The organism is Herbaspirillum sp. GW821-FHT09A12, assembly GCF_059418325.1.
In genome coordinates, this window is sequence record NZ_JBWKPR010000001.1 from 739,907 (window position 1) to 762,630 (window position 22,724).

20 protein-coding genes are annotated in these 22,724 nt (G+C 63.8%); 11 read left to right on the forward strand and 9 right to left on the reverse strand.

Annotated features, from left to right (window positions below):
- Positions 1–54 precede the first annotated feature (54 nt).
- Positions 55–2,034 (reverse strand): methyl-accepting chemotaxis protein, encoded by a 1,980-nt coding sequence (locus AC07N6_RS03345; RefSeq protein WP_494780897.1) that lies wholly within the window; start codon positions 2,032–2,034, stop codon positions 55–57.
- Here AC07N6_RS03345 and AC07N6_RS03350 point away from each other — a divergent pair.
- Positions 1,916–2,365: a hypothetical protein gene (locus AC07N6_RS03350; protein WP_494786246.1), complete on the forward strand. Its 450-nt coding sequence runs from the start codon at positions 1,916–1,918 to the stop codon at positions 2,363–2,365. The genes AC07N6_RS03345 and AC07N6_RS03350 overlap by 119 nt on opposite strands.
- A 98-nt stretch (positions 2,366–2,463) precedes the next feature.
- On the opposite strand, the gene AC07N6_RS03355 is transcribed toward AC07N6_RS03350, so the two are convergent.
- Positions 2,464–5,451 carry a sensor domain-containing protein gene (locus AC07N6_RS03355; RefSeq protein ID WP_494780899.1) on the reverse strand — a complete coding sequence of 996 codons (2,988 nt, stop codon included), beginning with the start codon at positions 5,449–5,451 and terminating at the stop codon, positions 2,464–2,466.
- Positions 5,452–5,944: 493 nt separating this feature from the next.
- Between AC07N6_RS03355 and AC07N6_RS03360 the strand changes: the two genes are divergently transcribed.
- Positions 5,945–6,607, forward strand: a complete 663-nt coding sequence (locus AC07N6_RS03360; RefSeq protein ID WP_494780900.1) for a VTT domain-containing protein — start codon at positions 5,945–5,947, stop codon at positions 6,605–6,607.
- A gap of 79 nt (positions 6,608–6,686) precedes the next feature.
- Here AC07N6_RS03360 and AC07N6_RS03365 read toward each other — a convergent pair whose 3' ends face one another.
- Positions 6,687–8,039, reverse strand: coding sequence for an N-acetylmuramoyl-L-alanine amidase (locus AC07N6_RS03365; protein WP_494780901.1), 1,353 nt, complete (start codon positions 8,037–8,039; stop codon positions 6,687–6,689).
- Positions 8,003–8,488 (reverse strand): tRNA (adenosine(37)-N6)-threonylcarbamoyltransferase complex ATPase subunit type 1 TsaE, encoded by a 486-nt coding sequence (gene tsaE / locus AC07N6_RS03370; RefSeq protein WP_494780902.1) that lies wholly within the window; start codon positions 8,486–8,488, stop codon positions 8,003–8,005. Before tsaE ends, AC07N6_RS03365 begins: the two co-directional genes overlap by 37 nt.
- Before the next feature lie 32 nt (positions 8,489–8,520).
- Between tsaE and queG the strand changes: the two genes are divergently transcribed.
- Positions 8,521–9,639 carry a tRNA epoxyqueuosine(34) reductase QueG gene (gene queG / locus AC07N6_RS03375; RefSeq protein ID WP_494780903.1) on the forward strand — a complete coding sequence of 373 codons (1,119 nt, stop codon included), beginning with the start codon at positions 8,521–8,523 and terminating at the stop codon, positions 9,637–9,639.
- 4 nt (positions 9,640–9,643) lie between these two features.
- Here queG and AC07N6_RS03380 read toward each other — a convergent pair whose 3' ends face one another.
- From AC07N6_RS03380 to AC07N6_RS03390, 3 genes are all read right to left on the reverse strand, one after another.
- Positions 9,644–10,534 (reverse strand): AEC family transporter, encoded by an 891-nt coding sequence (locus AC07N6_RS03380; protein ID WP_494780904.1) that lies wholly within the window; start codon positions 10,532–10,534, stop codon positions 9,644–9,646.
- A 21-nt stretch (positions 10,535–10,555) separates the two neighbouring features.
- Entirely contained in the window at positions 10,556–11,146 is a 591-nt protein-coding gene (locus AC07N6_RS03385; RefSeq protein ID WP_494781273.1) for a response regulator transcription factor, read from the reverse strand.
- Between the two features lie 65 nt (positions 11,147–11,211).
- Complete coding sequence (locus tag AC07N6_RS03390) at positions 11,212–13,230, reverse strand: PAS domain S-box protein (protein WP_494781274.1); 2,019 nt, start codon at positions 13,228–13,230, stop codon at positions 11,212–11,214.
- Between the two features lie 195 nt (positions 13,231–13,425).
- Here AC07N6_RS03390 and AC07N6_RS03395 point away from each other — a divergent pair, with 195 nt between their 5' ends.
- From AC07N6_RS03395 to AC07N6_RS03405, 3 genes are all read left to right on the forward strand, one after another.
- Entirely contained in the window at positions 13,426–14,430 is a 1,005-nt protein-coding gene (locus AC07N6_RS03395; protein ID WP_494780905.1) for a TRAP transporter substrate-binding protein, read from the forward strand.
- A gap of 135 nt (positions 14,431–14,565) precedes the next feature.
- Positions 14,566–15,126 carry a TRAP transporter small permease gene (locus AC07N6_RS03400; RefSeq protein WP_494780906.1) on the forward strand — a complete coding sequence of 187 codons (561 nt, stop codon included), beginning with the start codon at positions 14,566–14,568 and terminating at the stop codon, positions 15,124–15,126.
- Positions 15,123–16,403: a TRAP transporter large permease gene (locus AC07N6_RS03405; protein WP_494780907.1), complete on the forward strand. Its 1,281-nt coding sequence runs from the start codon at positions 15,123–15,125 to the stop codon at positions 16,401–16,403. Before AC07N6_RS03400 ends, AC07N6_RS03405 begins: the two co-directional genes overlap by 4 nt.
- A gap of 444 nt (positions 16,404–16,847) precedes the next feature.
- On the opposite strand, the gene AC07N6_RS03410 is transcribed toward AC07N6_RS03405, so the two are convergent.
- Positions 16,848–17,498, reverse strand: a complete 651-nt coding sequence (locus AC07N6_RS03410; protein WP_494780908.1) for a VOC family protein — start codon at positions 17,496–17,498, stop codon at positions 16,848–16,850.
- A gap of 143 nt (positions 17,499–17,641) precedes the next feature.
- Here AC07N6_RS03410 and AC07N6_RS03415 point away from each other — a divergent pair, with 143 nt between their 5' ends.
- The 4 genes from AC07N6_RS03415 (at position 17,642) to plsY (ending at position 20,393) form a co-directional block, all read left to right on the forward strand.
- Positions 17,642–18,151: a methylated-DNA--[protein]-cysteine S-methyltransferase gene (locus AC07N6_RS03415; protein ID WP_494780909.1), complete on the forward strand. Its 510-nt coding sequence runs from the start codon at positions 17,642–17,644 to the stop codon at positions 18,149–18,151.
- A 13-nt stretch (positions 18,152–18,164) separates the two neighbouring features.
- The gene (gene xerD / locus AC07N6_RS03420; RefSeq protein WP_494780910.1) at positions 18,165–19,088 is read left to right on the forward strand and encodes a site-specific tyrosine recombinase XerD; all 924 of its coding nucleotides are present in this window, start codon (positions 18,165–18,167) and stop codon (positions 19,086–19,088) included.
- 136 nt (positions 19,089–19,224) lie between these two features.
- Positions 19,225–19,719 (forward strand): aminoacyl-tRNA deacylase, encoded by a 495-nt coding sequence (locus AC07N6_RS03425; protein ID WP_494780911.1) that lies wholly within the window; start codon positions 19,225–19,227, stop codon positions 19,717–19,719.
- Between the two features lie 56 nt (positions 19,720–19,775).
- Positions 19,776–20,393, forward strand: coding sequence for a glycerol-3-phosphate 1-O-acyltransferase PlsY (plsY, locus tag AC07N6_RS03430; RefSeq protein WP_494780912.1), 618 nt, complete (start codon positions 19,776–19,778; stop codon positions 20,391–20,393).
- Positions 20,394–20,441: 48 nt separating this feature from the next.
- Here plsY and tsaD read toward each other — a convergent pair whose 3' ends face one another.
- Positions 20,442–21,479 carry a tRNA (adenosine(37)-N6)-threonylcarbamoyltransferase complex transferase subunit TsaD gene (gene tsaD / locus AC07N6_RS03435; RefSeq protein ID WP_494780913.1) on the reverse strand — a complete coding sequence of 346 codons (1,038 nt, stop codon included), beginning with the start codon at positions 21,477–21,479 and terminating at the stop codon, positions 20,442–20,444.
- Between the two features lie 135 nt (positions 21,480–21,614).
- Between tsaD and ybiB the strand changes: the two genes are divergently transcribed.
- Positions 21,615–22,619 carry a DNA-binding protein YbiB gene (ybiB, locus tag AC07N6_RS03440; RefSeq protein ID WP_494780914.1) on the forward strand — a complete coding sequence of 335 codons (1,005 nt, stop codon included), beginning with the start codon at positions 21,615–21,617 and terminating at the stop codon, positions 22,617–22,619.
- The last annotated feature ends 105 nt before the right edge of the window (positions 22,620–22,724 follow it).

Genomic DNA, 22,724 nt, shown 5'->3' on the forward strand with positions numbered 1-22,724 from the left:
CCGCGGACGGCGCCGGGCCCAGGGCCGCTCTGGCCCCGGGCCCGGCTGTTTGGATCAGATGCGGAATGCGCTGACCGCGGCCGCCAGGTGCTGGGCTTGCTGCTGCAGCGATTGCGCTGCGGCCGCCGCCTGCTCGACCAGGGCCGCGTTCTGCTGGGTGCTCTCGTCCATTTGCGCGATGGCGCGGTTGATCTGGTCGATGCCCTCGCTCTGCTCGCGGCTGGCGGTGGTGATTTCGCTGATCACGGTAGAGACGCGCTGCACGCTGGCCACGACGTCGCCCATGGTGGCGCCGGCCTGTTGCACCAGCTTGCCGCCGCTGCCTACCGTTTCGACCGAGGCGTCGATCAGTTCCTTGATCTCGCGGGCGGCGGTGGCGCTGCGTTGCGCCAGCGTGCGCACTTCGGTGGCGACCACCGCGAAGCCGCGGCCCTGCTCGCCGGCGCGCGCCGCTTCCACGGCGGCATTCAAGGCCAGGATGTTGGTCTGGAAAGCGATGCCGTCGATCACGCTGATGATGTCGACGATCCGCTGCGAGGAGGTATTGATGGCATCCATGGTGTCCACCACCTGGCCGACCACCTCGCCGCCCTGGCTGGCCACGCTCGATGCCGAACCCGACAACTGGTCGGCTTCCACCGCGTTGGCGGCGTTTTGCTTGACCGTCGAGGTCAGCTCTTCCATGGCCGAGGCGGTTTCTTCCAGGGCGCCGGCCTGCTGTTCGGTGCGCGCGGACAGGTTGAGGTTGCCGGCCGCGATTTCGCTGGCGGCGGTGTTGATTTCCTCGGTGCCGGAGCGCACGCTGGCCACCACTTCCGACAAGCCCTTGCTGATGCCGTTGAAGGCATGCATCAGGCGCCCGATCTCGTCGCTGCGCGCAACATGCAGGCGGGTCGTCAGGTCGCCCCCGGCGATGCGGTCGGCGGCCTGGCATACCGCATCCAGCGGGCGCGAGACCATGCGCCGCACCACCAGGCTCAGGATCAGGCCCAGGAGCGCCAGGAACAGCAGGCCGCCGCCGATGTAGAACTTGCGCATCGTATCGACTTCGCGCGTGATCTCGTCGACATAGGCTTCGCCGGCGATCACCCAGTTCCAGCCCGGATAACGGGCGAGGGCGATGATTTTCTTGCGGCCGTCGAGGGCGGTGTAGTGCTGCGCGCCTTCCTTTTGTTCCAGCATGGCCTTGATATAGGCGTTGCCGGCGGCGTCCTTCAGGTCGAGCAGGCTGGCGCCTTCTTCCTTGCCTTCGCGCGGGGCGCCGGCAATCATCGTGCCCAGCTCCTTGCCTTCCTTGCCGTTAAGCACATAGAAGAAGCCGGTGTCGCCGATCCTGAGCGCCTTGATCTGGTCCTTGAGCGCCTTGATGTCGGGCGAGATGTCGATGCCCACGTACAGCACCCCGATGATCTGGCCGGCCGCATCTTTTATCGGCACGTACTTGGTGATGTATTGCTTGCCGAAAAGAGTAGCCAGGCCGCTGTAGGTCTTGTCGGCCTTGAGCGCCGCATAGCCGGGGTGGCCGCGGTCGAGCAGGGTGCCGATGGCGCGCTCGCCGTTTTCTTTTTTCAGGGAAGTCGACACGCGCACGAAATCGTCGCCGGTCTTGGCGAAGATGGTGGCGGTGACGCCGGTTTCGGCGGTGAAGCGGTCGGGAATGGTGAAATCGAGATTGAGGTCGTGGCCGTCGTTTTGCAGCGCCGGCGTGGCGCGCTCGCCGATCTGGATGGTGCGGCCTTCGTCGAGCGTGAATTTGCCCGTGAACTCATTGCCGAACATGCTGGAAAAACGGTCGACCTGGCTGGTGACCGTATGGTCGAACATGCCGACCATGTGCGACACGCTGCGGGCCTCGTTGGACATCTGCTCGATCGAGCGTTGCTCGACCATGCGCGAGGCCGAGTAGGTGATGAGCATGAGCGCGATGATGAAGACGGCGCCGACCAGGGCCACGGTCAATGCGGTAAGTTTGGTACCGACGGATCGGTTCAATATGGAGCGGCGGTGCGCCGGAGCGGAGGTGTCGATGGGCATGGTGTTTTTGTTGTCGGATCAAGAGGAAAAAGACGCCGTGTTAAACGCCGACTGCAATGCCTTGCATCTCGCATTCGGTAACCTGCGGGCGCCTCTATCGGGCGCCGGTGCAGCGCGTTGGAAACTTGCCGGGCCGGCTTCGCGCCAGGCCGGGGGCAAGACCGGATGCGGCCAGGCTGTGGATCCTGGCGATTACGTTGACATCATCTCTGGATTTGCTGGGGAAGGCAGAAGTATATCGACAGCTTTTTGCGCTGTTCCAAATACTTTCGATGTTTGCGCTCACATTTTTCTGGCTTGTTGTTTTTCCAGCGAGGAGATTATTTTTTGATATCTCATCTGGTTATCGATGTTGAGAAATCGATCAATTTTTTCCTCAAAAGATATCGGATTGAATATCGAATCCAATCGTTTTCTTATCGCGGCCGATTACGATTTCGCGTTGCGGTAGCTGCTTTTTCCCGCCATGAAATCGCGGATCCAGTTTTCCAGGCCATCGGCCGACAAGGGCCGCGAAAAATAATAGCCCTGGGCCACATCACAGCCTTGCCGGATCAACAACTCATACTGGTCGACGTCTTCCACCCCTTCGGCCACCACGGTCAGCTTGAGGCTTTCGCCGATGCGGATGACGGCATTGGTGAGCGCGCTCACGGCGGCATCCTTGGCCATGTCGCGCACGAAGCTCTGGTCCAGCTTCAGTTCGGAGACCGGCAGCTTGCGCAGGTAGCCCAGGCTGGAGTAGCCGGTGCCGAAGTCGTCCATGGCCAGCGGCACGCCCAGCGCGTCCACGGCGGCGATGGTCTGGTTGGTGCTGGGGTTGGTGTCCATCAGCACGGTTTCGGTGATCTCGATGGTGAGGTCGGACGGCGACAGCGCATAGCGCTGCAAGAGCTCGGTCAGGAATTGCGGCAATTCCAGGTCATGGAAGTTGGTGGCGGAGAGGTTGACCGAGACCGATGGCACCTTGATGCCGCGCCGGCGCCAGTCGGAGAGCTGGAAGCAGGCTTCCTCCAGCGCCCATTTGCCCAGTTCGCCGATCAGGCCGCATTCCTCGGCAATCGGAATGAAGCGGCCCGGCGAGACGTTGCCCAACTGCGGATGCTGCCAGCGCGCCAGCGCTTCCACCCCGTGCAGGTGGTTGTCCTGCAGATGGATCTGCGGCTGGTAATGCAGCTCGAAGTCGCCGCCGCGCAAGGCGTCGCGCAAGGCGCTTTCCAGCGCCAGGCGCTCTTGCGCCAGGCTGTTCATCTCGTCGCTGAAAAAGCTGTGGCGGCCGCGATTGACGGATTTGGCCTGGTACATCGCGATGTCGGCGCGGTGCAGCAGGGTCTCGATGTCGTTGCCGTTGGCGGGGAACATCGCCACCCCGATGCTGGCCGACGGATTGAGCAGCGTGCCGTTGATGTGGCAGGGTTGGGACAATTTGTCCTGGACGCGCTTGACGACTTCGGCCAGGTGGTTGGCGTCGTATTGCGTGAGCACCACCACGAACTCGTCGCCGGACAGCCGGCCGACGATGTCGGAACGCCGCGCCTGCGACTGCAGCCGGGTGGCGACCGTGCGCAACAGCTCGTCGCCGGCCTGGTGGCCGAGCGAATCGTTGACCTGCTTGAAGCGGTCGAGGTCGATGAACATTATCGCCACCGTACTGTGGTTGCGTTCGGCGGCGGCGATCGCCTGCCCGGCCTGGACCAGCAGCAGGCTGCGGTTGGGCAGGCCGGTCAGCGAATCGTAGAAGGCCAGTTGGTGGATGCGCGCGCGCGAGGCTTCGCGCTCGATGGCCAGCGCGCACAGGTGCAGGCTGGCATCGACCAGCAATTGATGGAAGGCGCTGGGCGTATGGCGGGGTTCGCGGTAATAGAAGGCGAAGGTGCCGATGACCTTGCCGTCGGACGATTTGACCGGCGTCGACCAGCAGGCGCGCAGCCCGTTCGGCAGGGCCAGGTGCTTATAGTCGGCCCAGCGCGGGTCGGTCTCGATATCGGCGCACATGACCTGCTCGCCGAGGAACGCGGCGGTGCCGCAGGCGCCGACGCTGGGGCCGGCCTGGATGCCGTCCAGCGCGCGGTTATAAAACTCGGGCAGGCTGGGGCCGGCCAGGGTATGCAGCTTGCCCTGCTCGTCGACCCGCAGGATGGAGGCGATCACTTCCGGCGCCACCCGCTCGACTTCTTCGCACAGCAGGTTCATCTGCTCGGCCAGCGAAGAGTCGCGCGCCATGGCGTTGAGGACGCGGTACTGCAGCACTTCGTGCACCTTGGTGTTGGTGATGTCGGTCATCACGCATACCGCGTTGATCAGTTTCCCCGAGGCGTCGAGGATCGGGTTGACCACCGCCGACATCCACAGCGGCTGGTCGTGCATGTCGTGGATCAGTTCTTCGGTATGGAAGCTGTGTCCTTGCAGCAGCTCGTCGTGGCAGCGTTCGATCGAGCGCACGAAGCTGGGGTGGTCGGCGAACAGTTCGTGCGGGCGCTCCCCGATCACCTGCCGCGTCTGGAAACCGAGCATGCGGGTGAAGCCGATGTTGTGGAAGACGATGCGGTTTTTGTCGTCGGTGATGATGACCGCGTTATCGGTCTCGTTGATGCCCAGCGAGAGCAGGTGCAGGTGCTCGCGGTCGCCGACTTCGCGTGTGACCCGGTAGGTGGCGTCGGTGCCGATGCAGATGACCTTCTCGGGTTGGCCGCGGGCGTCCAGCACCGGCGTGTAGGTGGCTTCCCACCACACCGCGCGGCCATTGCGCGCACGGCGCAGGAAGCGGCCGGAGAAGAAGCGGCCGTTGCAGACGTCGCGCCAGAAGGCGGCGTATTCCGGGCTGTTGGCGTAGTCGTCGTAGCACAGGGCGCTGTGCGGCTTGCCGATCAGTTCGTCGGCCAGGTATTCCATGGTCTTGAGGTAATTGCTGTTGGCATTGAGGATGATGCCCTCGGCCGACAGTTCGACCACGCCCAGCGACCGGTTCAGGGCATTAAGCACGCTGTGGGTCTGGCGCGAGTCATCGATATGGGCGGTGATGTCGGCCGCCACCGAGATCACCTTCTGCAACTGGCCGCTGTCGTCCAGGATGGGGCTGCAGATGGCCTCCAGCCAAAGCGTGGCGCCGTCGGCGCGGATGCGCTGCAGCGTGCCGGAAATGATTTCCCCGGAACGCAGGTGTTGCCAGAATTGCTGGTAGTGCCCGGTGGTGATGTAGGTGGCGTCGCACAGTATGCTGTGGTGCCGGCCGACCAGTTCATCCCGCCGGTAGCCCAGCAGGCGCAGGAAGTTGTCGTTGACGTCGAGCAGGGTGCCGTCGGCGGCGAATTCGAGCATCGCCATCGAACGCGAAAGAGCGGCCAACAGCGCATCCCGCTCGTCCCCCGACAAATGCCTGCGGTTCAATTCCCTGATGAACGGCTCATGGTTATGCATCCTCTTTATCCCCCTTTGGTATGGCGGAAACGACACAGTCCCCGGTTGTGCGCCGTTGTGCTTGATCATATGCCGTTTTTTCTGGCCTGTCCTGCCGGGACTGCGCCGGCACGCGCAGCGGTGCTTGGGCAGGACGCTCAGGCGCCGGGCCCGATGTTCCCTTGACCCTCCGGGTTGCATGCCGTGGCGGTCGGCTCCCAAGCCTGAATGCCATGCTTGTTATCGGTCGACATATGACTGTTCTGAAGAGTCCGGGCCAATTTGTGAGTATTGCGCCACATGTGCCATATGCGTCGCCGCCGCCGGCCGGCTCCGATTCAATGTAGTCCAAAAACAGGGGAAACGATGGTGTATGATGGCCCGTCGTGATGAGGCCATTACTCGCCATCGGGCAGTGTTGTCATCAAGGAAATGCGGGCGGCCTGTGCGGGGGAGCCCCCAGGTCGTGCGGCACGGGACGCCGACTGGCGATGTAATCGGGACGATTGGGCTTATGGATTATCTGCAGTTGCTGGACGTGCTGGTCCACGTCGATAAATACCTTGGTGTTCTGATTGAGCAGTACGGCACCCTGATTTATGCGGTGCTTTTTCTGATCGTCTTCTGTGAGACCGGCCTGGTGGTGCTGCCATTCCTGCCAGGCGATTCGCTGCTGTTCATCGCCGGCACGTTCTGCGCCACCGGCGCCATGAATATCTGGGTCCTGATGGTCTTGCTGGTGGTGGCGGCCGTTTCCGGCAACACCCTCAATTACTGGATCGGTTCGCTGGTGGGCCACCGGGTCTATACCCACAATTACCGCTGGCTCAATCCCGAGGCGCTCAGAAAGACCCACTCCTTCTACGAGAAACACGGCGGCAAGACCATCGTGATCGCCCGTTTTACCCCTATCGTCCGTACTTTCGCCCCTTTCATCGCCGGCGTGTCGGCCATGACCTTCGCCAAATTCCAGCTGTTCAACATCCTGGGCGCGTTCTTGTGGGTGGTCAGCCTGGTCGTGCTGGGTTATTTGTTTGGCAATATCCCGCTGGTGCAGCAAAACCTGAATTGCCTGGTTCTCGTCGGCATCGTCGGCGCCATCATCCCCATCGTGCTGGGCGCCCTGTGGCAGGTCTGGCGCAAGCTGCGCGGCAAGCGCAAGGTCAGCAACGCCTGACGGCGTCCTTGTTTCCCGGCATACGAAAAACCCCGGTACTGCGATGCAGGCCGGGGTTTTTGATTGATGGGAGCCGGAATCAGGTCAGCTTGTTCTTGGCCAGCGGCGGGTTCTTGGCGAAATACTTGCGGATGCCGGTCAGGATGGCGTCGGCCATCTGCTCCTGGTAACGCTCGTCGGTCAGCTTGGCTTCTTCTTCCGGGTTGGAGATGAAGGCCGTCTCGATCAGGATGCTGGGGATGTCCGGCGCCTTGAGCACGGCGAAGCCGGCCTGTTCCACCGCGCCTTTATGCAGGCGGTTGATGCCGCCGATCTCCTTCAACACCGCACTGCCCACGCGCAGGCTGTCGTTGATCTGGGCCGTGGTGGACAAGTCCAGCAGCACGCTGGCCAGTTGGCGGTCATGGGTCTTGATGTTGACGCCGCCGATCAGGTCGGCCGAGTTTTCCTTGTTGGCCAGCCAGCGCGCCGCGGTGGAGCTGGCGCCTTTTTCGGACAGCGCGAACACCGAGGAGCCGCGCGCGGTGGGCTGCACGAAGGCGTCGGCGTGGATCGAGACGAACAGGTCGGCCTGCACCTTGCGCGCCTTGATCACGCGCTGGCCCAGCGGCACGAAGAAGTCGGCGTCGCGGGTGAGCATCACGCGCATGTTGGGGTATTGCTCGATCTTGCGCTTGAGGCGCTTGGCGATGGACAGCACCACGTCCTTCTCGCGGTTGCCGCGCGCGCCGGTGGCGCCGGGATCCTCGCCGCCGTGGCCGGGGTCGAGCGCGATGGTGATCATGCGCGTGAGCTGCATGCGCGGCTCGTCTGGCGCCGGCTTGGGATTCTTTTCGGGCTTTTCCTCCGGCGGCGGCTTGGCTTGCGCCAACGGCGCCGGATCGGGTGGCGCCGGTATCTGGGCCTGCGCGGGGTCGCGCGGGGCGTCCTTGAACCAGTCGCCCTTCTGGATCAACGCCGCGATCGGGTCCGGCGGGTTGGCCGGATAGAGGTCGATCACGAAGCGGTATTTGTATTCGCCCACCGGCGCCAGCGTGAACACCTGCGGCTTGATTTCATCCTTCAGGTCGAACACCAGGCGCACCACGCTCGGACGGTTCTGGCCCACGCGCACCTGCTTGATGTACGGGTCGTTGGGCTGGATCTTGGCCACCAGGTCCTTGAGGGTGCCGTTCAGGTCGATGCCTTCGATATCGACCACCAGGCGTTCCGGATCCTTCACCACGAAGTGGGTGACCTTGAGGTCGCTATCATTCTCCAGCGTCACGCGGGTGTAATCCTCGGACGGCCACACGCGCACGGCCAGGATCTGCGAAGCGCAGGCGGGCAGCGGGGTGATGACGGAGACGAAGAGGACGCCGCCTGCTTTGAGGATGGTGCGGCGGCTTTTGGACTTTACAGGTTCGGAGCGAATTTCAGTCGAGCGAGGCATTGATGACCCTTGTCAGACAACGCACGTAATTCTACATCACGCCCGTGCTGTGCGATCACCAGGCTGATGTGAATGTCCGGCGGCGGCAACACTGTTTCCCCCTTTTCGGGCCATTCGACGATACAGACGGTATTTTCGTTGAAATGTTCACGGAATCCCGCATCCAGAAATTCTTCTGGGCTGGCCATCCGGTAGAGATCGAAGTGGATGACTGTTACCATGCGCTCTGCGATCTTGACCTCATAGGGCTCGGCCAGCGTGTAGGTGGGACTCTTGACCCGCCCCTGGTGGCCCGCCGCATGCAGCAGCGCGCGCGTGAGCGCGGTCTTGCCCACGCCCAGGTCGCCATGCAGGTACAGCGTCAGGCCGGGCGCCAGCACGCGGGCCAGGTCGGCGCCCAGCCTGGCGGTGGCGGCTTCGTCGGGCAGGTGAAGGTGAAGATGCTGCATGCTCTTATTCCGATTGATTGTTTTTCTGGCTCATGACCGACTTAGCCGCACTTGCCATTGCCATCAAAGCCTGGGGCCGCGAACTCGGGTTTGCCGAGGTGCGCATCGCCGATGTCGATCTCTCGCATCGCGAGGCCGGCTTCCAGGCCTGGCTGGACAAGGGCTACCACGGCGAGATGGATTATATGGCAAGCCACGGCATGAAGCGGGTGCGTCCGGCCGAACTGGTGCCGGGCACGGTGCGGGTGGTCAGCGTGCGCATGCCTTACCTGCCGGCGCCAGGGCAAGACGAAGGCGACCGCGACGGCGAAGACTGGCGCGCCCGGGAAGAGGCCCGCGGCGCCGATCCGGCGGCGGCCCAGGTCTCCCTCTATGCCCGCGGCCGCGACTACCACAAGGTCTTGCGTGCGCGCCTGCAGCAGCTGGCGACCCGCATCGAAGGCGAGATCGGCCCCTTCGGCTATCGCGTATTCACCGATTCGGCGCCGGTCATGGAGGTGGCGCTGGCCGAAAAGGCCGGGCTTGGATGGCGCGGCAAGCATACGCTGCTGCTGCACCGGGAGGCCGGTTCCATGTTCTTCCTCGGCGAGATGCTGACCGATTTGCCGTTGCCGGTGGACGCGCCGGTCACGCCGCATTGCGGCCAGTGCAGCGCCTGCATCGACGTCTGCCCGACCCAGGCCATCGTCGCGCCGTATGAGCTGGATGCGCGGCGCTGCATCTCTTACCTCACCATCGAACTCAAGGGCAGCATCCCGCTGGAGTTGCGTCCGCTGATCGGCAACCGCATCTACGGTTGCGACGACTGCCAGCTCTACTGCCCCTGGAACAAGTTCGCCCAGCGCGCCAGCCTGCCCGATTTCGACCCGCGTCACGGCCTCGACCGGGCCACCCTGGTGGAGCTGTTCGCCTGGAGCGAGGAAGAATTCCTGAAAAACACCGAAGGCAGCGCGATCCGTCGCATCGGTCATGAGCGCTGGCTGCGCAACCTTGCCGTCGGCTTGGGCAATGCCGCCGCCTCATCCGTCGCCAAAGGAGACGCCGGCATCGTGGCCGCGTTGCAGGCACGCCAGGCGCATCCGTCGGCATTGGTGCGCGAGCATGTGGCATGGGCGCTGCAAAGGCATGGCCTGGAAAGCGTAGCGGACTGACGACTCAGGACACCAGCGTCAGCCAGAACGGGATGGTGGCCGCCGACACCAGCGTGCCGAAGGAAATCAGGAAGGCGGTAGCCGGCCCGTTGCCGCCCATGCGGGTGGCCAGGATATAGGCGCTGGAGGCGGTCGGCAGCGCACAGAACAGCACCACGATCTGCCATTGCAGCACCGGCAACTGCAACTGGCGTCCGATGAAGAACGCCGCCGCCGGCACCGCCAGCAGTTTGACGGCGAGCAACCACGCCACCATCAATTTGCTCTCCTTCAGGCCCGATAGCCTGAGTCCGGCGCCCACCATCAACAGCCCCAGCGCGATCGACGCGCCGCCCAGGCGCGACAGCACCACGCCGGCCACTTCGGGCAGATGCAGCCCGGCGGCGGAAAACAGCAGTCCGGCGGCGGTGGCGATCAGCAACGGATTCTTCGCCAGTTCGCGCAGCAGGTTGCCGCTCTTGTGCGCCAGTGCATGCACCGCCGCCGCATTGCACAGCGGCACGCCGAAACCCAGCAGCATGGCCATCAGCCCGGCGCCTTCTTCACCGGCCATGCGGGTGGCCAGGGCCAGGGCGATATAGGAATTGAAACGGTAGGCGGTCTGCATGCCGGACTCGTAGGTCATCGGCGTGGCCTTGATGAAGGGTTTGCCCAGCCAGGCCAGCGCGATGCCCAGCAGCAGCGCCAGCATGCCGGTCTGCAACAGGCCGCCGGTGGCCGACAGGTCCAGTTGCAGGCGCGCGGTGGAATAAAACAGCAGGGCGGGGAACAGCAGGAAGTAGACCAGCTTTTCCAGCCCGGCCCAGAAGCTGTCGCCCCAGTCGGTGATGCGGTAGACCAGCACCCCCAGCGCGATCAGGCTGAAGTCCGGCAGCAGGAGGTTGAGGATATCCATCGACTCGGGACGCCGGCGCGGCTACTTCAGCAGGCGCGCCAGCTCGACCGCGGTCTTGACGTTCATCTTGTCGAAAATGTGCGCGCGGTGCACTTCCACCGTGCGCATGCTGATGCCCAGTTCATCGGCGATGACCTTGTTCATCTTGCCGGCCAGGATCAGGTTCAGGACTTCGCGTTCGCGCACCGACAGGCCGGCCAGGCGGGCTTGTACCGCATCTTCCTCGCCGGCCGCGCACGAGCTTTGCAGCGCTTGCAGCACGCGGTCCATCAACTGGTTGTCGTTGAAGGGCTTTTCGAAGAAGTCGAAGGCGCCGTTCTTGAGCATGTCGACCGCCATCGGCACATCGCCGTGGCCGGTCAGGAAGATCACCGGTCGCCGCCGCGCCAGGCCTTTGGCGGCCAGTTCATTGAACAGCGCCACGCCGCTCATGTCGGGCATGCGCACGTCGAGCAGGATGCATTCGCCCGCGGGATCGAAGCCGGCGGCGCCTTCCAGCGCCGACAGCAGCGCTTGCGCGCTCTCGTAGCTGGCGGCGGCGATATTGCGCGAACGCGCCAGCCAGGTCAGCGAGTCGCGGATGATTTCTTCGTCGTCGACTATATGCAGCATCGGATTGGAACGGGCCGCGGCCATGCCAGGCGTGCGGCTTGCGTCAGTCTCTTCCCGGTTGTCTTTTAATAGGTCCCGCTTTGCGCGGGCAGCGAAAACCGGAAGATTGTACCGCCTGCCGGGTTGTTGGTGTACGTCAGCGTGCCGCCGTGGAATTCGATGGTGGTGCGGCAGATGTTAAGGCCCATGCCCATGCCTTCGGCCTTGGTCGAGAAAAACGGCGAAAACAGGCGCGCCGCCACGTCTTCCGGGATGCCGTGGCCCTGGTCGATCACCGACACCACCACCGATTCCGCGCTGGCCGGGCTGCGGTCGATTTCAGCCACGATGCGCAGGATGCGGCGTTCCGGCGGCGCTCCGGCCATGGCCTGGATGCCGTTGCGGGTCAGGTTCAGGATCACTTGTTCCAGCAGCACCTGGTCGCCCGATACCGCGGGCAGGTTGGGCGGCACATGGGTTTGCAGCACCACGAAAAATTGCTGCGCCTGCAATTCCACCAGCGGCGCGACGTTGTCGATCAACTGCCCGATCCGCAACCGCTGGCGTGCCGGCTCCCGTTTCTTGACGAACTGGTGCACGCTGCGGATCACATGGCCGGCGCGCTGCGCCTGCGCGTGGATCTTTTCCAGCGCCGGCTGCAGCGCCCCGGGGTCGGCATTGCCTTGCTGCATCATGTTGAGCGCGCCGGTGGTGAAGCTGGAAATGGCCGCCAGCGGCTGGTTCAATTCGTGCGCCAGGGTGGAGGCGATCTCGCCCATGCTGGCCAGGCGCGCGCTGGCTTGCAGCTTTTCTTCCTGGGTGCGGTTCAGGTCCTCGGCGCGCTTGCGTTCGGAGATATCGAGGATGGAGCCCATCCAGCCGGTCTGCTTGCCGTTCTGGTCCACCAGCGGCGATTCGAAGATCAGCACCGGAAAGCGTTCGCCGTCGTTGCGCTGGAAGATGGTTTCGAACTGCGGCGTGATGCGTCCGGCCAGCACGTTGGAGAAGCGCTCCTGGTATTCGTCCATCGCCTCCGGCGCCCAGTAGGGCATGGGCGGGATCTTGCCCACCAGCTCTTCGGCCGGGATGCCGACCATCTTGCAGAAGGCGGGATTGACGTAGGTGATGCGGCCCTGCAGGTCGCGCGCGCGCATGCCGGTGACCAGCGAATTTTCCATCGCGGCGCGGAAGGTCGCCTCATTGAGCAGCGCGCCCTCGGCCTTGGTGCGGCGGTTGACGTCGCGCCACAGCGCCCACAGGCTCCACAGCAATCCCAGCGAGAGCACGATCACCGAACCCACCAGCAGGTTGGGCAAGAGTTTGGGCGCGCTCTTGGTGCTGTTGGTGTGCAGCACCAGCGTCAGGCCGGGCAGCTCCAGTTCGCGCCGGTGGGTATAGACGTTCAGGCCCGGGCCGCCGGCGGTGCGGCGCGCCACCACGTTGTCGTCGGTGTCGGTGAGCGAGATTTCATTGTCCTGGGCGAACCACCACGGCACCATTTCGTTGAGGATGCGCGCCACCGCGTAACTGGCGACCAGGCTGCCGATATAGTGGTTGTCGCGGAACATCGGCACGTGGTAGTCCATCAGCGCCGGTTCGGCGATGCCGGGCGGCACCGCCGGCGGGCTGTAGAGCGGACGGCGGATCTGGCGCGCGCGTTCGCCGGTCATGCGCGAGGGATCGGAAAGGTCGTCGCGGGTAATGGGGAAGTCGTCGGTGGACGCCACCGGCTTGCCGTCCGCGCCAAACCAGGTGACGCGGTAGAACTCGCGGTTATTGCGCAGCAGGGCGTTGAGGCGGCTGCGGAAATGGTCCTGGCGCAGGTGGCTGTTGATGATCTCGCGCGCGATGATGCGCATGCTTTCATCATCTCGGCTCAACTGGAAGCGGATCGCCTGTTCCACCCACAGCGAGTCGGCGATCAGTTGTTCCAGCCGTTCGCTGGCCTCCATCTGCTGCGCCTGGCGCGGCAGCCAGATCAGCGTGGTCAGGAACAGGAACACCAGCAAGATCGGGATCAGCCAGCGCATGGTGGCCTTGCGGCTGGGCTCGAGCAGCAGCGAAGCGGGCGTGGGCTGGGTGGAGGTGGGCGGCGGTGGTTTCATGACGCCGCCAGTGTAGCCGCCGGCGCCGCCAGGCGCCAGCACTGTGCGGCGCAGCATGGAGGCGGCTTGGGCGGGGATTGTGGTTTTCCACAGTTGCCCTGTTTTGGGGAGCTATGCAAAATCCGCAGGCCACTTGGGCTACGCGCTACAAGTGCATAACAAAAATTCTTAAATTCCTAAATCAGGGGAGACGCAATGAAACTCAAGTCCTTGCTGTTCGCGTTGTCGGCAGCCGCCATTGTCAGCAGCAGCGCCTTCGCGCAGCAGCCCATCATCATCAAGTTCAGCCACGTGGTGGCCAACGATACGCCCAAGGGCAAGGGCGCCGAGCGTTTCAAGGAACTGGCCGAGAAGGCCACCAAGGGTCGCGTGAAGGTCGAGGTCTATCCGAACAGCACACTGTACAAGGACAAGGAAGAGCTGGAAGCGCTGCAACTGGGCGCGGTGCAGATGCTGGCGCCGTCGCTGGCCAAGTTCGGTCCGCTGGGCGTGAAGGAGTTCGAGGTGTTCGACTTGCCCTACATCTTCCCCAGCAAGGAAGTGCTGTACCGGGTGACCGAAGGCCCGATCGGCAAGGAGCTGTTCAAGAAGCTGGAGCCCAAGGGCATTACCGGCCTGGCTTACTGGGACAATGGCTTCAAGGTGATGTCGGCCAACCGGCCGCTGCATAACCCGTCCGATTTCCGCGGCTTGAAGATGCGTATCCAGTCTTCCAAGGTGCTGGACGCGCAGATGCGCGCGCTGGGCGCCAATCCGCAGGTGCTGGCCTTCTCCGAGGTCTATCAGGCGCTGCAGACGGGCGTGGTGGACGGCACCGAGAACCCGCCTTCGAACCTCTATACCCAGAAGATGCATGAAGTGCAGAAGCACGTCACCGTGTCGGACCACGGCTACCTGGGTTACGCGGTGATCGTCAACAAGAAGTTCTGGGATGGCTTGCCGTCCGACATCCGCACCCAGCTGGAAGGCGCGATGAAGGATGCCACCAAGTATGCCAACGCCATTGCCCAACAAGAAAACGATGCCGCCTTGGCCGCTGTCGAAAAGACCGGCAAGACCACCGTCTACCGCCTGACCGACAAGGAAAAGGCGGAATGGCGCAAGGTCTTGGTGCCGGTGCAAAAGCAAATGGAAATCCGTATCGACAAGGACCTGATCGCGGCCGTCAACAAGGAAGCGGCGGCATTGGGCCAGAAGTAATTCCCGCCACCGGCAACCGGGCGCCCGCCGTTGACGCGGGCGCTCGCTGACTGGCTTACCTACAAGAAGAAATCCAACCCACGCTCGATGGCAGGCGCCCCACGGTGCGCCGGCGACATCGAAGCAGGAGACACCATGAAGTTTCTCGACCATCTCGAGGAATGGCTGATCGCCTTCCTGATGGCGGCCGCGACCGTCATCATCTTCGTGGCTGTGGTGCATCGCTATGCATCCGGCCTCGACATTCCCTGGCTGCAGGATGAACTGATCCAGATCAACATGAGCTGGGCCCAGGAGCTGTGCATCTACATGTTCGTGTGGATGGCCAAGTTCGGCGCCGCCTATGGCGTGCGCACCGGCATCCACGTCGGCGTCGACGTGCTGATCAATCGCCTGAACGCGCCGTGGCGCCACAAGTTCGTGATCTTCGGCCTGCTGGCCGGCGCGCTGTTTACCGGCATCGTCGGCACCTTCGGCGCCGAGTTCGTCTATAACATCGCCCAGCATGACAGTACCTCTGAAGTGATGGAGGTGCCGATGTGGCTGGTCTATCTGGCGGTGCCGCTGGGCTCTTACCTGATGTGTTTCCGTTTCTTGCAGGTGGCATGGAATTTCTCCAAGACGGGCGAACTGCCCAAGCATGACCACGCCTATGTCGAAGGCCTGGATGAAGAAGTCAAAGGAGAAAAAGCATGAACGCCCTCATCATCTTCGTCCTGCTGTTCGGCCTGATGCTGACCGGCATGCCGATCTCGATTTCGCTCGGCCTGACCGTCCTGACGTTCCTGTTCGCCATGACCGACGTGCCGATCCAGTCGGTCGCGCTGAAACTGTTCACCGGTATCGAGAAGTTCGAGATCATGGCGATTCCGTTCTTCATCCTGGCCGGCAATTTCCTCACGCACGGCGGCGTGGCCCGGCGCATGATCAACTTCGCCACGTCGATGGTCGGGCACTGGCATGGCGGCCTGGCGCTGGCCGGCGTGATGGCGTGCGCGCTGTTCGCGGCGGTGTCGGGTTCGTCGCCGGCCACCGTGGTGGCGATCGGTTCCATCATTTTGCCGGCGATGGTCAAACAGGGCTTCCCGAACCGGTTCGGCGCCGGCGTGATCACGACGTCGGGCGCGCTGGGCATCCTGATCCCGCCCTCCATCGTGATGGTGATGTATTCGGTCTCGACCAATACCTCGGTGGGCAAGCTGTTCATGGCCGGCGTGGTGCCGGGTCTGTTGCTGGCCTTCCTGCTGGGTTTGACGACCTGGTTCCTGGCGCGCAAGAACAATTACCCGCGCCTGCCCAAGGCCAGCTGGAAAGAGCGCCTCGCCGCATTCCGCAAGAGCGGCTGGGGGCTGTTCCTGATCGTGATCGTGATGGGCGGCATTTATACCGGCGTGTTCACGCCGACCGAAGCGGCGGCGATGGCCGCGGTGTATGCCTTCATCATCGCCGTGTTCGTCTACAAGGACATGAGCCTCAAGCAAGTGCCCAAGGTGCTGCTGGACTCGGCCTCGATGTCGGCCATGCTGCTCTACATCATCACCAATGCGGTGCTGTTCTCTTTCCTGGTCACCAGCGAGAACATCCCGCAAGCGATGGCGGCCTGGATCACCGACTCCGGCCTGGGGCCGATCACCTTCCTGCTGGTGGTGAATATCCTGCTGCTGCTGGCCGGTAACGTGATGGAGCCTTCCTCGATCGTGCTGATCATGGCGCCGATCCTGTTCCCGGTGGCGATGAAGCTGGGCATCGATCCGGTGCACTTCGGCATCCTGATCGTGGTCAACATGGAAGTCGGCATGTGCCACCCGCCGGTGGGCCTGAACTTGTATGTGGCCTCGGGCATCACCAAGATGGGCATTACCGAGCTGACCATCGCGGTCATGCCATGGCTGTTGACCATGCTGGGATTCCTGGCGTTGGTGACGTACTGGCCGGCACTGTCGCTGTGGCTGCCCAATCTGGTATTTAACTGATGCCAGTATGACGAGAGGGGGTGCCGCTGGCAGGCGGTTCCCCCTTCATCGGATGTCTGTCAAGTTGCCAAAAAGCATGTGTGAGATTCTCTCAAAAAGTGCTTTGAAAAGCGCCTTGAGTACTGTTAAAGTGCGTGCTTTGCTGGATCGGCAGGCAGCACTTGCCGGCGCGGCAAACGAATTTTCCAGTCTTTGTTGATGTTTTTTGTTGTGATGTACAACGCCTCGCGGGGCCAGCTTTTCCGACGCATCGGAAAGCGGCGCCGGGGCTGACCGAATGTAAGCGGGTGGTGCATAACAAACGGTATAGATACCGAGGAAACTGAGGAGACGTGCATTCGATTGAGCTGTCTTAACAGCCGGGAATGCATCAGGAGTTTTTGAAGGCGCATCGTTGATGCGCCTTTTTCTTTTTGTGCCCCTGTTTGTTTGCGCTCCTGCTGGCTAGTCCAGCACGCGCATCCCGTGGGGCGTCATGATGGCGGCGGACAATGTCGCCGTCTGGGCCTCATGCAGGGCAATCCTTTGGTCGTCCAGCCCGATGGCGTGCAGCGAGGCCGCCAAGGCGCCTGCCTGCGGGTGGCGCGCTTCCAGCGTCGCCAGCCGGCAACCGCGGTCGGGCAAGGCGGCGGCCGGATGCGGCTGGCTTTGCCACTGGATCAGGGAGGGCAGCAGGCCGTCGCATTGCAGGCGGCCGTCGGCGGCGATCGTGATCAGCCAGTGCAGCGCGCCCCGGCTCATTTCTTCGACGATGCCGGGTTTGAGCGGCGAGGCTTGCAATGCCGCATGGATGTCGCCGGTGCGCGCCACCCAGTGCGCCAGGCGTGGCGCGGCATCGCCTGCCAGCGTGTCGAGGCCGAACCAGCGAGGGCGCGCCGGCGCCGGCGCCAACGGGTCGATGGCGATCACTTCGAGATAGACCCCGGGCCCCAGCGACAGCAGCGCATTATGCGTGCCCAGGCGCACATGTTCGCCGCCGATGCGCGGCGCCATGCCCAGCCCCAGCTTTTGCTCTACCCAGGCCATGCCCTGCGCCAGCGAGGCGGCAGTCACTACCAGGTGGTCGGGTTCGCTGCGCAGGGCGCTTGTCGTCATCGTGGGGCTCCGTTGGGGTGTTGTTGGATCGGCAGAAACGGCGATGGTATCAAGCGCCGCCGGAAATGGCTTGGAATGCATCCATGCCCATTGGTGAAATGAGTTCTAAAATAGCGCAGCATCGTTGCCGACCGACTTCCATCATGAAGACATCTACTCCCGCCACCCAGCTCGCCGACCTGTTCGCCGCCGTCGTCCACACGCCGTTCGGCGGCATGGGCATTCGCACCGAAGCGGGCGTGGTGCGCGAGATGGTGTATTTGCCGCGCCATTTCGCCGAGAAGGAAGCCACCGATGCGCTGGCGGCCAAGGCCGCCAAGCAGATCGCGCGTTACCTGAAGGATCCCGAATTCCGCTTCAAGCTGCCGCTGGCCGACGCCGGAAGCCCATTCCAGAAGCGCGTCTGGAACGCCATCGCGGAAATCCCCAGCGGGCAGGTGCTGACCTATGGCGATATCGCGCGCCGCATCAAGTCGGCGCCGCGCGCCGTCGGGCAGGCTTGCGGCGCCAACTGGTATCCGCTGGTCGTGCCTTGCCACCGCGTGACGGCGGCGGGCGGGCTGGGCGGCTTTTCGCATCACGACGATGTCGACGGCTTTTATCTCAACGTCAAGCGCTGGCTGCTCAGGCACGAAGGCGTCACAGGATACTGAGGACCCGAACACGATGGGACGCATGGCCCCCAAGATCGAGGCGCCGCCCGAGAGCCGCGAAGCGATCGATGAATTTTGCGACAGCCTGTGGCTGGAGGACGGCTTGTCGAAGAACACGCTGGAGGCCTACCGGCGCGATATGACCCTGTACGCGCACTGGCTGGGCCAGGAGCGCGCCAAGTCGCTGTATGCCACCCAGCCGGACGACCTCAACGCCTATTTCGCCGCGCGCCACGCCGAGACCAAGGCCAGTTCTTCCAACCGCAGGCTGGCGGTGCTCAAGCGCTTCTTCCAGCTGGCGCTGCGGCAGAACCGCATCAGCGCCGATCCCTGCCTCAAGCTGCGCTCGGCCAAGCAGCCGCAGCGCTTTCCCAAGACCCTGTCGGAAGGCCAGGTGGAGGCGCTGTTGGCCGCGCCTGACGTGTCGACGCCATTGGGGTTGCGCGACCGCACCATGATCGAATTGATGTATGCCAGCGGCCTGCGGGTTTCCGAACTGGTGCTGTTGAAGAGTATCGAAGTCGGCATGAACGAAGGGGTGCTGCGCGTGACCGGCAAGGGCAGCAAGACGCGCCTGGTGCCGTTCGGCGAGGAAGCCGGCGCCTGGATCGCGCGTTACCTGGCCGAGGGCCGGCCGCAGATCATGAGCGGCCAGGTCGACGATGCGCTGTTCGTCACCGCGCGCGGCGGCCCGATGACGCGCCAGATGTTTTGGACCCTGATCAAGAAATATTCGCTGCAGGCCGGCATTGTCGCGCGCCTGTCGCCGCACACGCTGCGCCACGCCTTCGCCACCCATTTGCTCAACCACGGCGCCGACCTGCGGGTGGTGCAGCTGCTGCTGGGCCATGCCGATATTTCCACCACCCAGATCTATACCCATGTGGCGCGCGAGCGGCTCAAGCAGTTGCATGCGCAGCATCATCCGCGCGGATGACGGCGGGGCAACGCGCCGGGGCCGGACTTTGTTGCACGCGGACGGGCCCGATCGCAAGATCGGGGGCGCGCAATAGGCCGTTCTTGCGGCATAATGTGCGCCCATGGCGGCGTTGCCGGACGATGTATGGAATCCCATGAGCTCCAGAAAAGAACATATTTCCGAAACCCCGGCCACGCAGTTCCTGCGCAAGAGCGGCGTGGCCTTCAGCGAGCATCCTTACGACTATGAAGAGCATGGCGGCACCGCAGTGTCGTCGCGCGCGCTGGGCGTGGAAGAGCACGCGGTGGTCAAGACGCTGGTGATGCAGGACGAGGCCGCCAAGCCGCTGCTGGTGCTGATGCATGGCGACTGCAAGGTGTCCACCAAGAACCTGGCGCGCCAGATCGGCTGCAAGTCGGTCGAGCCCTGCAAGCCGGAGGTGGCCAACCGCCATTCGGGCTTCCTGATCGGCGGCACCTCGCCCTTCGGCACCCGCAAGGCGATGCCGGTGTATGTCGAGTCGACCATCCTCGCACTCGGCAAGATCTACATCAACGGCGGACGGCGCGGTTTCCTGGTCGGCATCGACCCGGCCGCGATCCTCAAGGTGTTGCCCGCCAAGCCGGTGCAGTGCGCGTTGCCGGACTAGCGCATCCATACGCGACAAGCGATAACGACAAGAGCTATCTGAAAGACTTTTCATCCATGTACAACATCCTTTTTGCCATTGCCGCCTACCTGATCGGTTCGCTTTCCTTCGCGGTGGTCGTCTCCAGGCTGTTCGGCCTGGCCGACCCGCGCACTTACGGTTCCAAGAACCCCGGCGCCACCAACGTGCTGCGCAGCGGCAACAAGAAGGCGGCGGCGCTGACATTGATTGGCGATGGTTTCAAGGGCTGGCTGGCGGTATGGCTGGCGCAAAAGTTCGGCCCGCAATTCGGCGTCGACGACACCGGCCTGGCGCTGGTGACGCTGGCCGTGTTCCTGGGCCACCTGTGGCCGGTGTTTTTCCGTTTCGTCGGCGGCAAGGGGGTGGCGACCGCGCTGGGCATCCTGCTGGCCTTGAACATCTGGCTGGGTCTGGCCACGCTGGCGACCTGGCTGGTGATCGCCTATGCGTTCCGCTATTCCTCGCTGGCGGCGCTGGTGGCGGCGCTGTTCGCGCCGCTCTACTACGGCCTGCTGTTCGGCAGCGCCGACGGCATCCTGCTGGCGGTGGTGGCGATGAGCGCATTGCTGATCTATCGCCATCGCAAGAACATCAGCAACCTGCTGGCGGGCAAGGAAAGCCGGATCGGCGACAAGAAGAAAGCGTCCAAATAAGACGTTGCCGATACCAATGAAAAAAGGGCCGTTCTCACGGCCCTTTTTTCATGCTGCCTGCGGCGCGCGCAGTTCATCCAGCGGCCAGCGCGGGCGCACGCTGAAACCGTATTCGCGCTTGGCCGCATCCGGCTGCACCCGCAGGCGCATGGCGCCGGCGAAGGCGATCATGGCGCCGTTGTCGGTGCAGAACTGCAGCTCGGGATAGAACACCTCGTAGCGGCGCTTGGCGGCCGCGGCGTCGAGCGCTTCGCGCAGTTGCCGGTTGGCGCCGACGCCGCCGGCGATCACCAGGCGCTTGAGCCCGGTTTGCTTCAGCGCCGACATGCACTTGGCCACCAGCACCTCGACGATGGCATCGACGAAGGCGCGCGCGATGTTGGCTTTGTCTTGTTCGCAGATATTGGCGTCATGCCGTTTGACCACGGTCAGCACCGCCGTCTTCAGGCCGGAAAAGCTGAAGTCCAGGTTCTTGGCGTGCAGCATCGGGCGCGGCAACTGGTAGGCCGCCGGATCGCCGAATTCAGCCATGCGCGAGATCGCCGGGCCGCCGGGGTAACCCAGGCCGAGCAGCTTGGCCGATTTGTCGAAGGCTTCGCCGGCCGCATCGTCCAGCGTCTCGCCCAGCAATTCATATTGGCCTACGCCATCGACCCGCATGAGTTGGGTATGGCCGCCCGAGACCAGCAGGGCGACGAATGGAAACTGTGGCGGCTTGCTGGCCAGCAACGGCGACAGCAGGTGGCCTTCCAGGTGGTGGATGCCCAGCACCGGCTTGTCCAGCGCCAACCCCAGGCCACAGGCGACCGAGGCCCCGACCAGCAGCGCGCCGGCCAGTCCCGGTCCCTGGGTGTAGGCGATGGCGTCGATGTCGTGCGCCGAGACGGCGGCATCGGCCAGCGTTTGCCTGAGCAAGGGGATGGCGCGGCGGATGTGGTCGCGCGATGCAAGTTCCGGCACCACGCCGCCATACTCCTGGTGCATGGCGATCTGCGAGTGCAGGGCGTGCGCCAGCAGGCCGCGCTCGGTGTCGTACAGAGCGAGGCCGGTTTCGTCACAAGAGGATTCGACGCCGAGAACAATCATGGATGGAATATGGAGGTGCTGCCCGCATCCGCAAGGGCGCGGAGGAAAGGCGATATTGTAATGGAAAGCCCGTGCGCATGCGCTTTGGCGCTGCAGCGGCTGCGGCCGGGCGGGGTTTTGGTGTACCCTTCGGCCATGCAAAACGAACAGATTTCCACTGCCGCCGGCGCTGCCGGCGGGCAATCCCTGCCGCCGTTGGCCGCGGCCCGTTTCATCAAGGAAATCGGGCGCGGCAAGGATGGCGCGCGCAGCTTGTCGCGCGACGATGCGCGCCTGATGTATGAAGCCATGCTCGACGGGCGCGTCTCCGATCTGGAGTTGGGCGCGATCCTGTTGGCCATGCGCGTCAAGGGCGAGGCGGTGGACGAGATCGGCGGTTTCCTCGACGCGGCCGAAGCGTCGTTCCCGCCGCTTGCCGCGCCATCGTCCGACTATGCGCCGGTGGTGCTGCCCAGTTATAACGGCTCGCGCAAGATGGCCAACCTGACGCCGCTGTTGTGCATGCTGCTGGTGCGGCGCGGGGTGCCGGTGCTGATGCATGGCGTCACGCACGACCCGCAGCGGGTGACCAGCGCCGAGATCCTTAGCGCCCTGGGTATCGCCCATGCGGCGTCGGCGGCAGAGGCGCAGGCCTTGATGGCGGCCGGCCAGCCGGCGTTCATTCCGATCCAGGCGCTGGCGCCGAAGATTTCCCGCCTGCTGGACATGCGCCGCATCCTCGGCGTGCGCAATTCGACGCATACGCTGGTGAAGATCATGCAGCCGTTTGCGGCGCCTGTACTACGTCTGACGTCCTACACTCACCCCGAGTACCTGGACATGTTGTCCGACTACTTCGGCCATGCAGCGCCGCACGAACGCGGCGATGCCTTTCTGATGCGCGGCACCGAGGGCGAGACCGTTGCCAATGCGCGTCGCGCGCAGCGCATCGACTGGTTCAGTCGCGGCGTGAAGACAGTGCTGGTGGAAAAGCAGAGCGTGGCGGAAGAGTTACCCGATTTGCCTGAAGGGCGGGATGCCGAGACCACCGCCGCCTGGATCGCTGCGGTGCTGGATGGGCAGCGTCCGGTGCCTGAATCGATTGCGGAGCAAGTGGATCATTGCGTGCAAGTCGCAGCCGAGATCCGGCGGCGCGGATGACTTGTCGCACGATCTCTCATGCGGCAGGAATGAGGGGTGAGGAGATCGCTGTGCAAGCCGAAATCCGATGCTGGGCGGGAGAATGGGACGAATGAGGGAATGGGC

What these genes read in the sequence shown, in the direction of transcription:
- AC07N6_RS03365 (WP_494780901.1), bottom strand. Translation starts at nt 8,039, where the DNA reads ATGCCTCGCTCGACTGAAATTCGCTCCGAACCTGTAAAGTCCAAAAGC.
- tsaD (WP_494780913.1), bottom strand. Translation starts at nt 21,479, where the DNA reads ATGATTGTTCTCGGCGTCGAATCCTCTTGTGACGAAACCGGCCTCGCT.
- AC07N6_RS03390 (WP_494781274.1), bottom strand. Translation starts at nt 13,230, where the DNA reads ATGAAACCACCGCCGCCCACCTCCACCCAGCCCACGCCCGCTTCGCTG.
- AC07N6_RS03345 (WP_494780897.1), bottom strand. Translation starts at nt 2,034, where the DNA reads ATGCCCATCGACACCTCCGCTCCGGCGCACCGCCGCTCCATATTGAAC.
- AC07N6_RS03385 (WP_494781273.1), bottom strand. Translation starts at nt 11,146, where the DNA reads ATGCTGCATATAGTCGACGACGAAGAAATCATCCGCGACTCGCTGACC.
- tsaE (WP_494780902.1), bottom strand. Translation starts at nt 8,488, where the DNA reads ATGCAGCATCTTCACCTTCACCTGCCCGACGAAGCCGCCACCGCCAGG.
- AC07N6_RS03405 (WP_494780907.1), top strand. Translation starts at nt 15,123, where the DNA reads ATGAACGCCCTCATCATCTTCGTCCTGCTGTTCGGCCTGATGCTGACC.
- ybiB (WP_494780914.1), top strand. Translation starts at nt 21,615, where the DNA reads ATGCAAAACGAACAGATTTCCACTGCCGCCGGCGCTGCCGGCGGGCAA.
- AC07N6_RS03410 (WP_494780908.1), bottom strand. Translation starts at nt 17,498, where the DNA reads ATGACGACAAGCGCCCTGCGCAGCGAACCCGACCACCTGGTAGTGACT.
- AC07N6_RS03350 (WP_494786246.1), top strand. Translation starts at nt 1,916, where the DNA reads ATGAGCGCGATGATGAAGACGGCGCCGACCAGGGCCACGGTCAATGCG.
- AC07N6_RS03425 (WP_494780911.1), top strand. Translation starts at nt 19,225, where the DNA reads ATGAGCTCCAGAAAAGAACATATTTCCGAAACCCCGGCCACGCAGTTC.
- AC07N6_RS03380 (WP_494780904.1), bottom strand. Translation starts at nt 10,534, where the DNA reads ATGGATATCCTCAACCTCCTGCTGCCGGACTTCAGCCTGATCGCGCTG.
- queG (WP_494780903.1), top strand. Translation starts at nt 8,521, where the DNA reads ATGACCGACTTAGCCGCACTTGCCATTGCCATCAAAGCCTGGGGCCGC.
- AC07N6_RS03360 (WP_494780900.1), top strand. Translation starts at nt 5,945, where the DNA reads ATGGATTATCTGCAGTTGCTGGACGTGCTGGTCCACGTCGATAAATAC.
- AC07N6_RS03395 (WP_494780905.1), top strand. Translation starts at nt 13,426, where the DNA reads ATGAAACTCAAGTCCTTGCTGTTCGCGTTGTCGGCAGCCGCCATTGTC.
- AC07N6_RS03400 (WP_494780906.1), top strand. Translation starts at nt 14,566, where the DNA reads ATGAAGTTTCTCGACCATCTCGAGGAATGGCTGATCGCCTTCCTGATG.
- plsY (WP_494780912.1), top strand. Translation starts at nt 19,776, where the DNA reads ATGTACAACATCCTTTTTGCCATTGCCGCCTACCTGATCGGTTCGCTT.
- AC07N6_RS03415 (WP_494780909.1), top strand. Translation starts at nt 17,642, where the DNA reads ATGAAGACATCTACTCCCGCCACCCAGCTCGCCGACCTGTTCGCCGCC.
- AC07N6_RS03355 (WP_494780899.1), bottom strand. Translation starts at nt 5,451, where the DNA reads ATGCATAACCATGAGCCGTTCATCAGGGAATTGAACCGCAGGCATTTG.
- xerD (WP_494780910.1), top strand. Translation starts at nt 18,165, where the DNA reads ATGGGACGCATGGCCCCCAAGATCGAGGCGCCGCCCGAGAGCCGCGAA.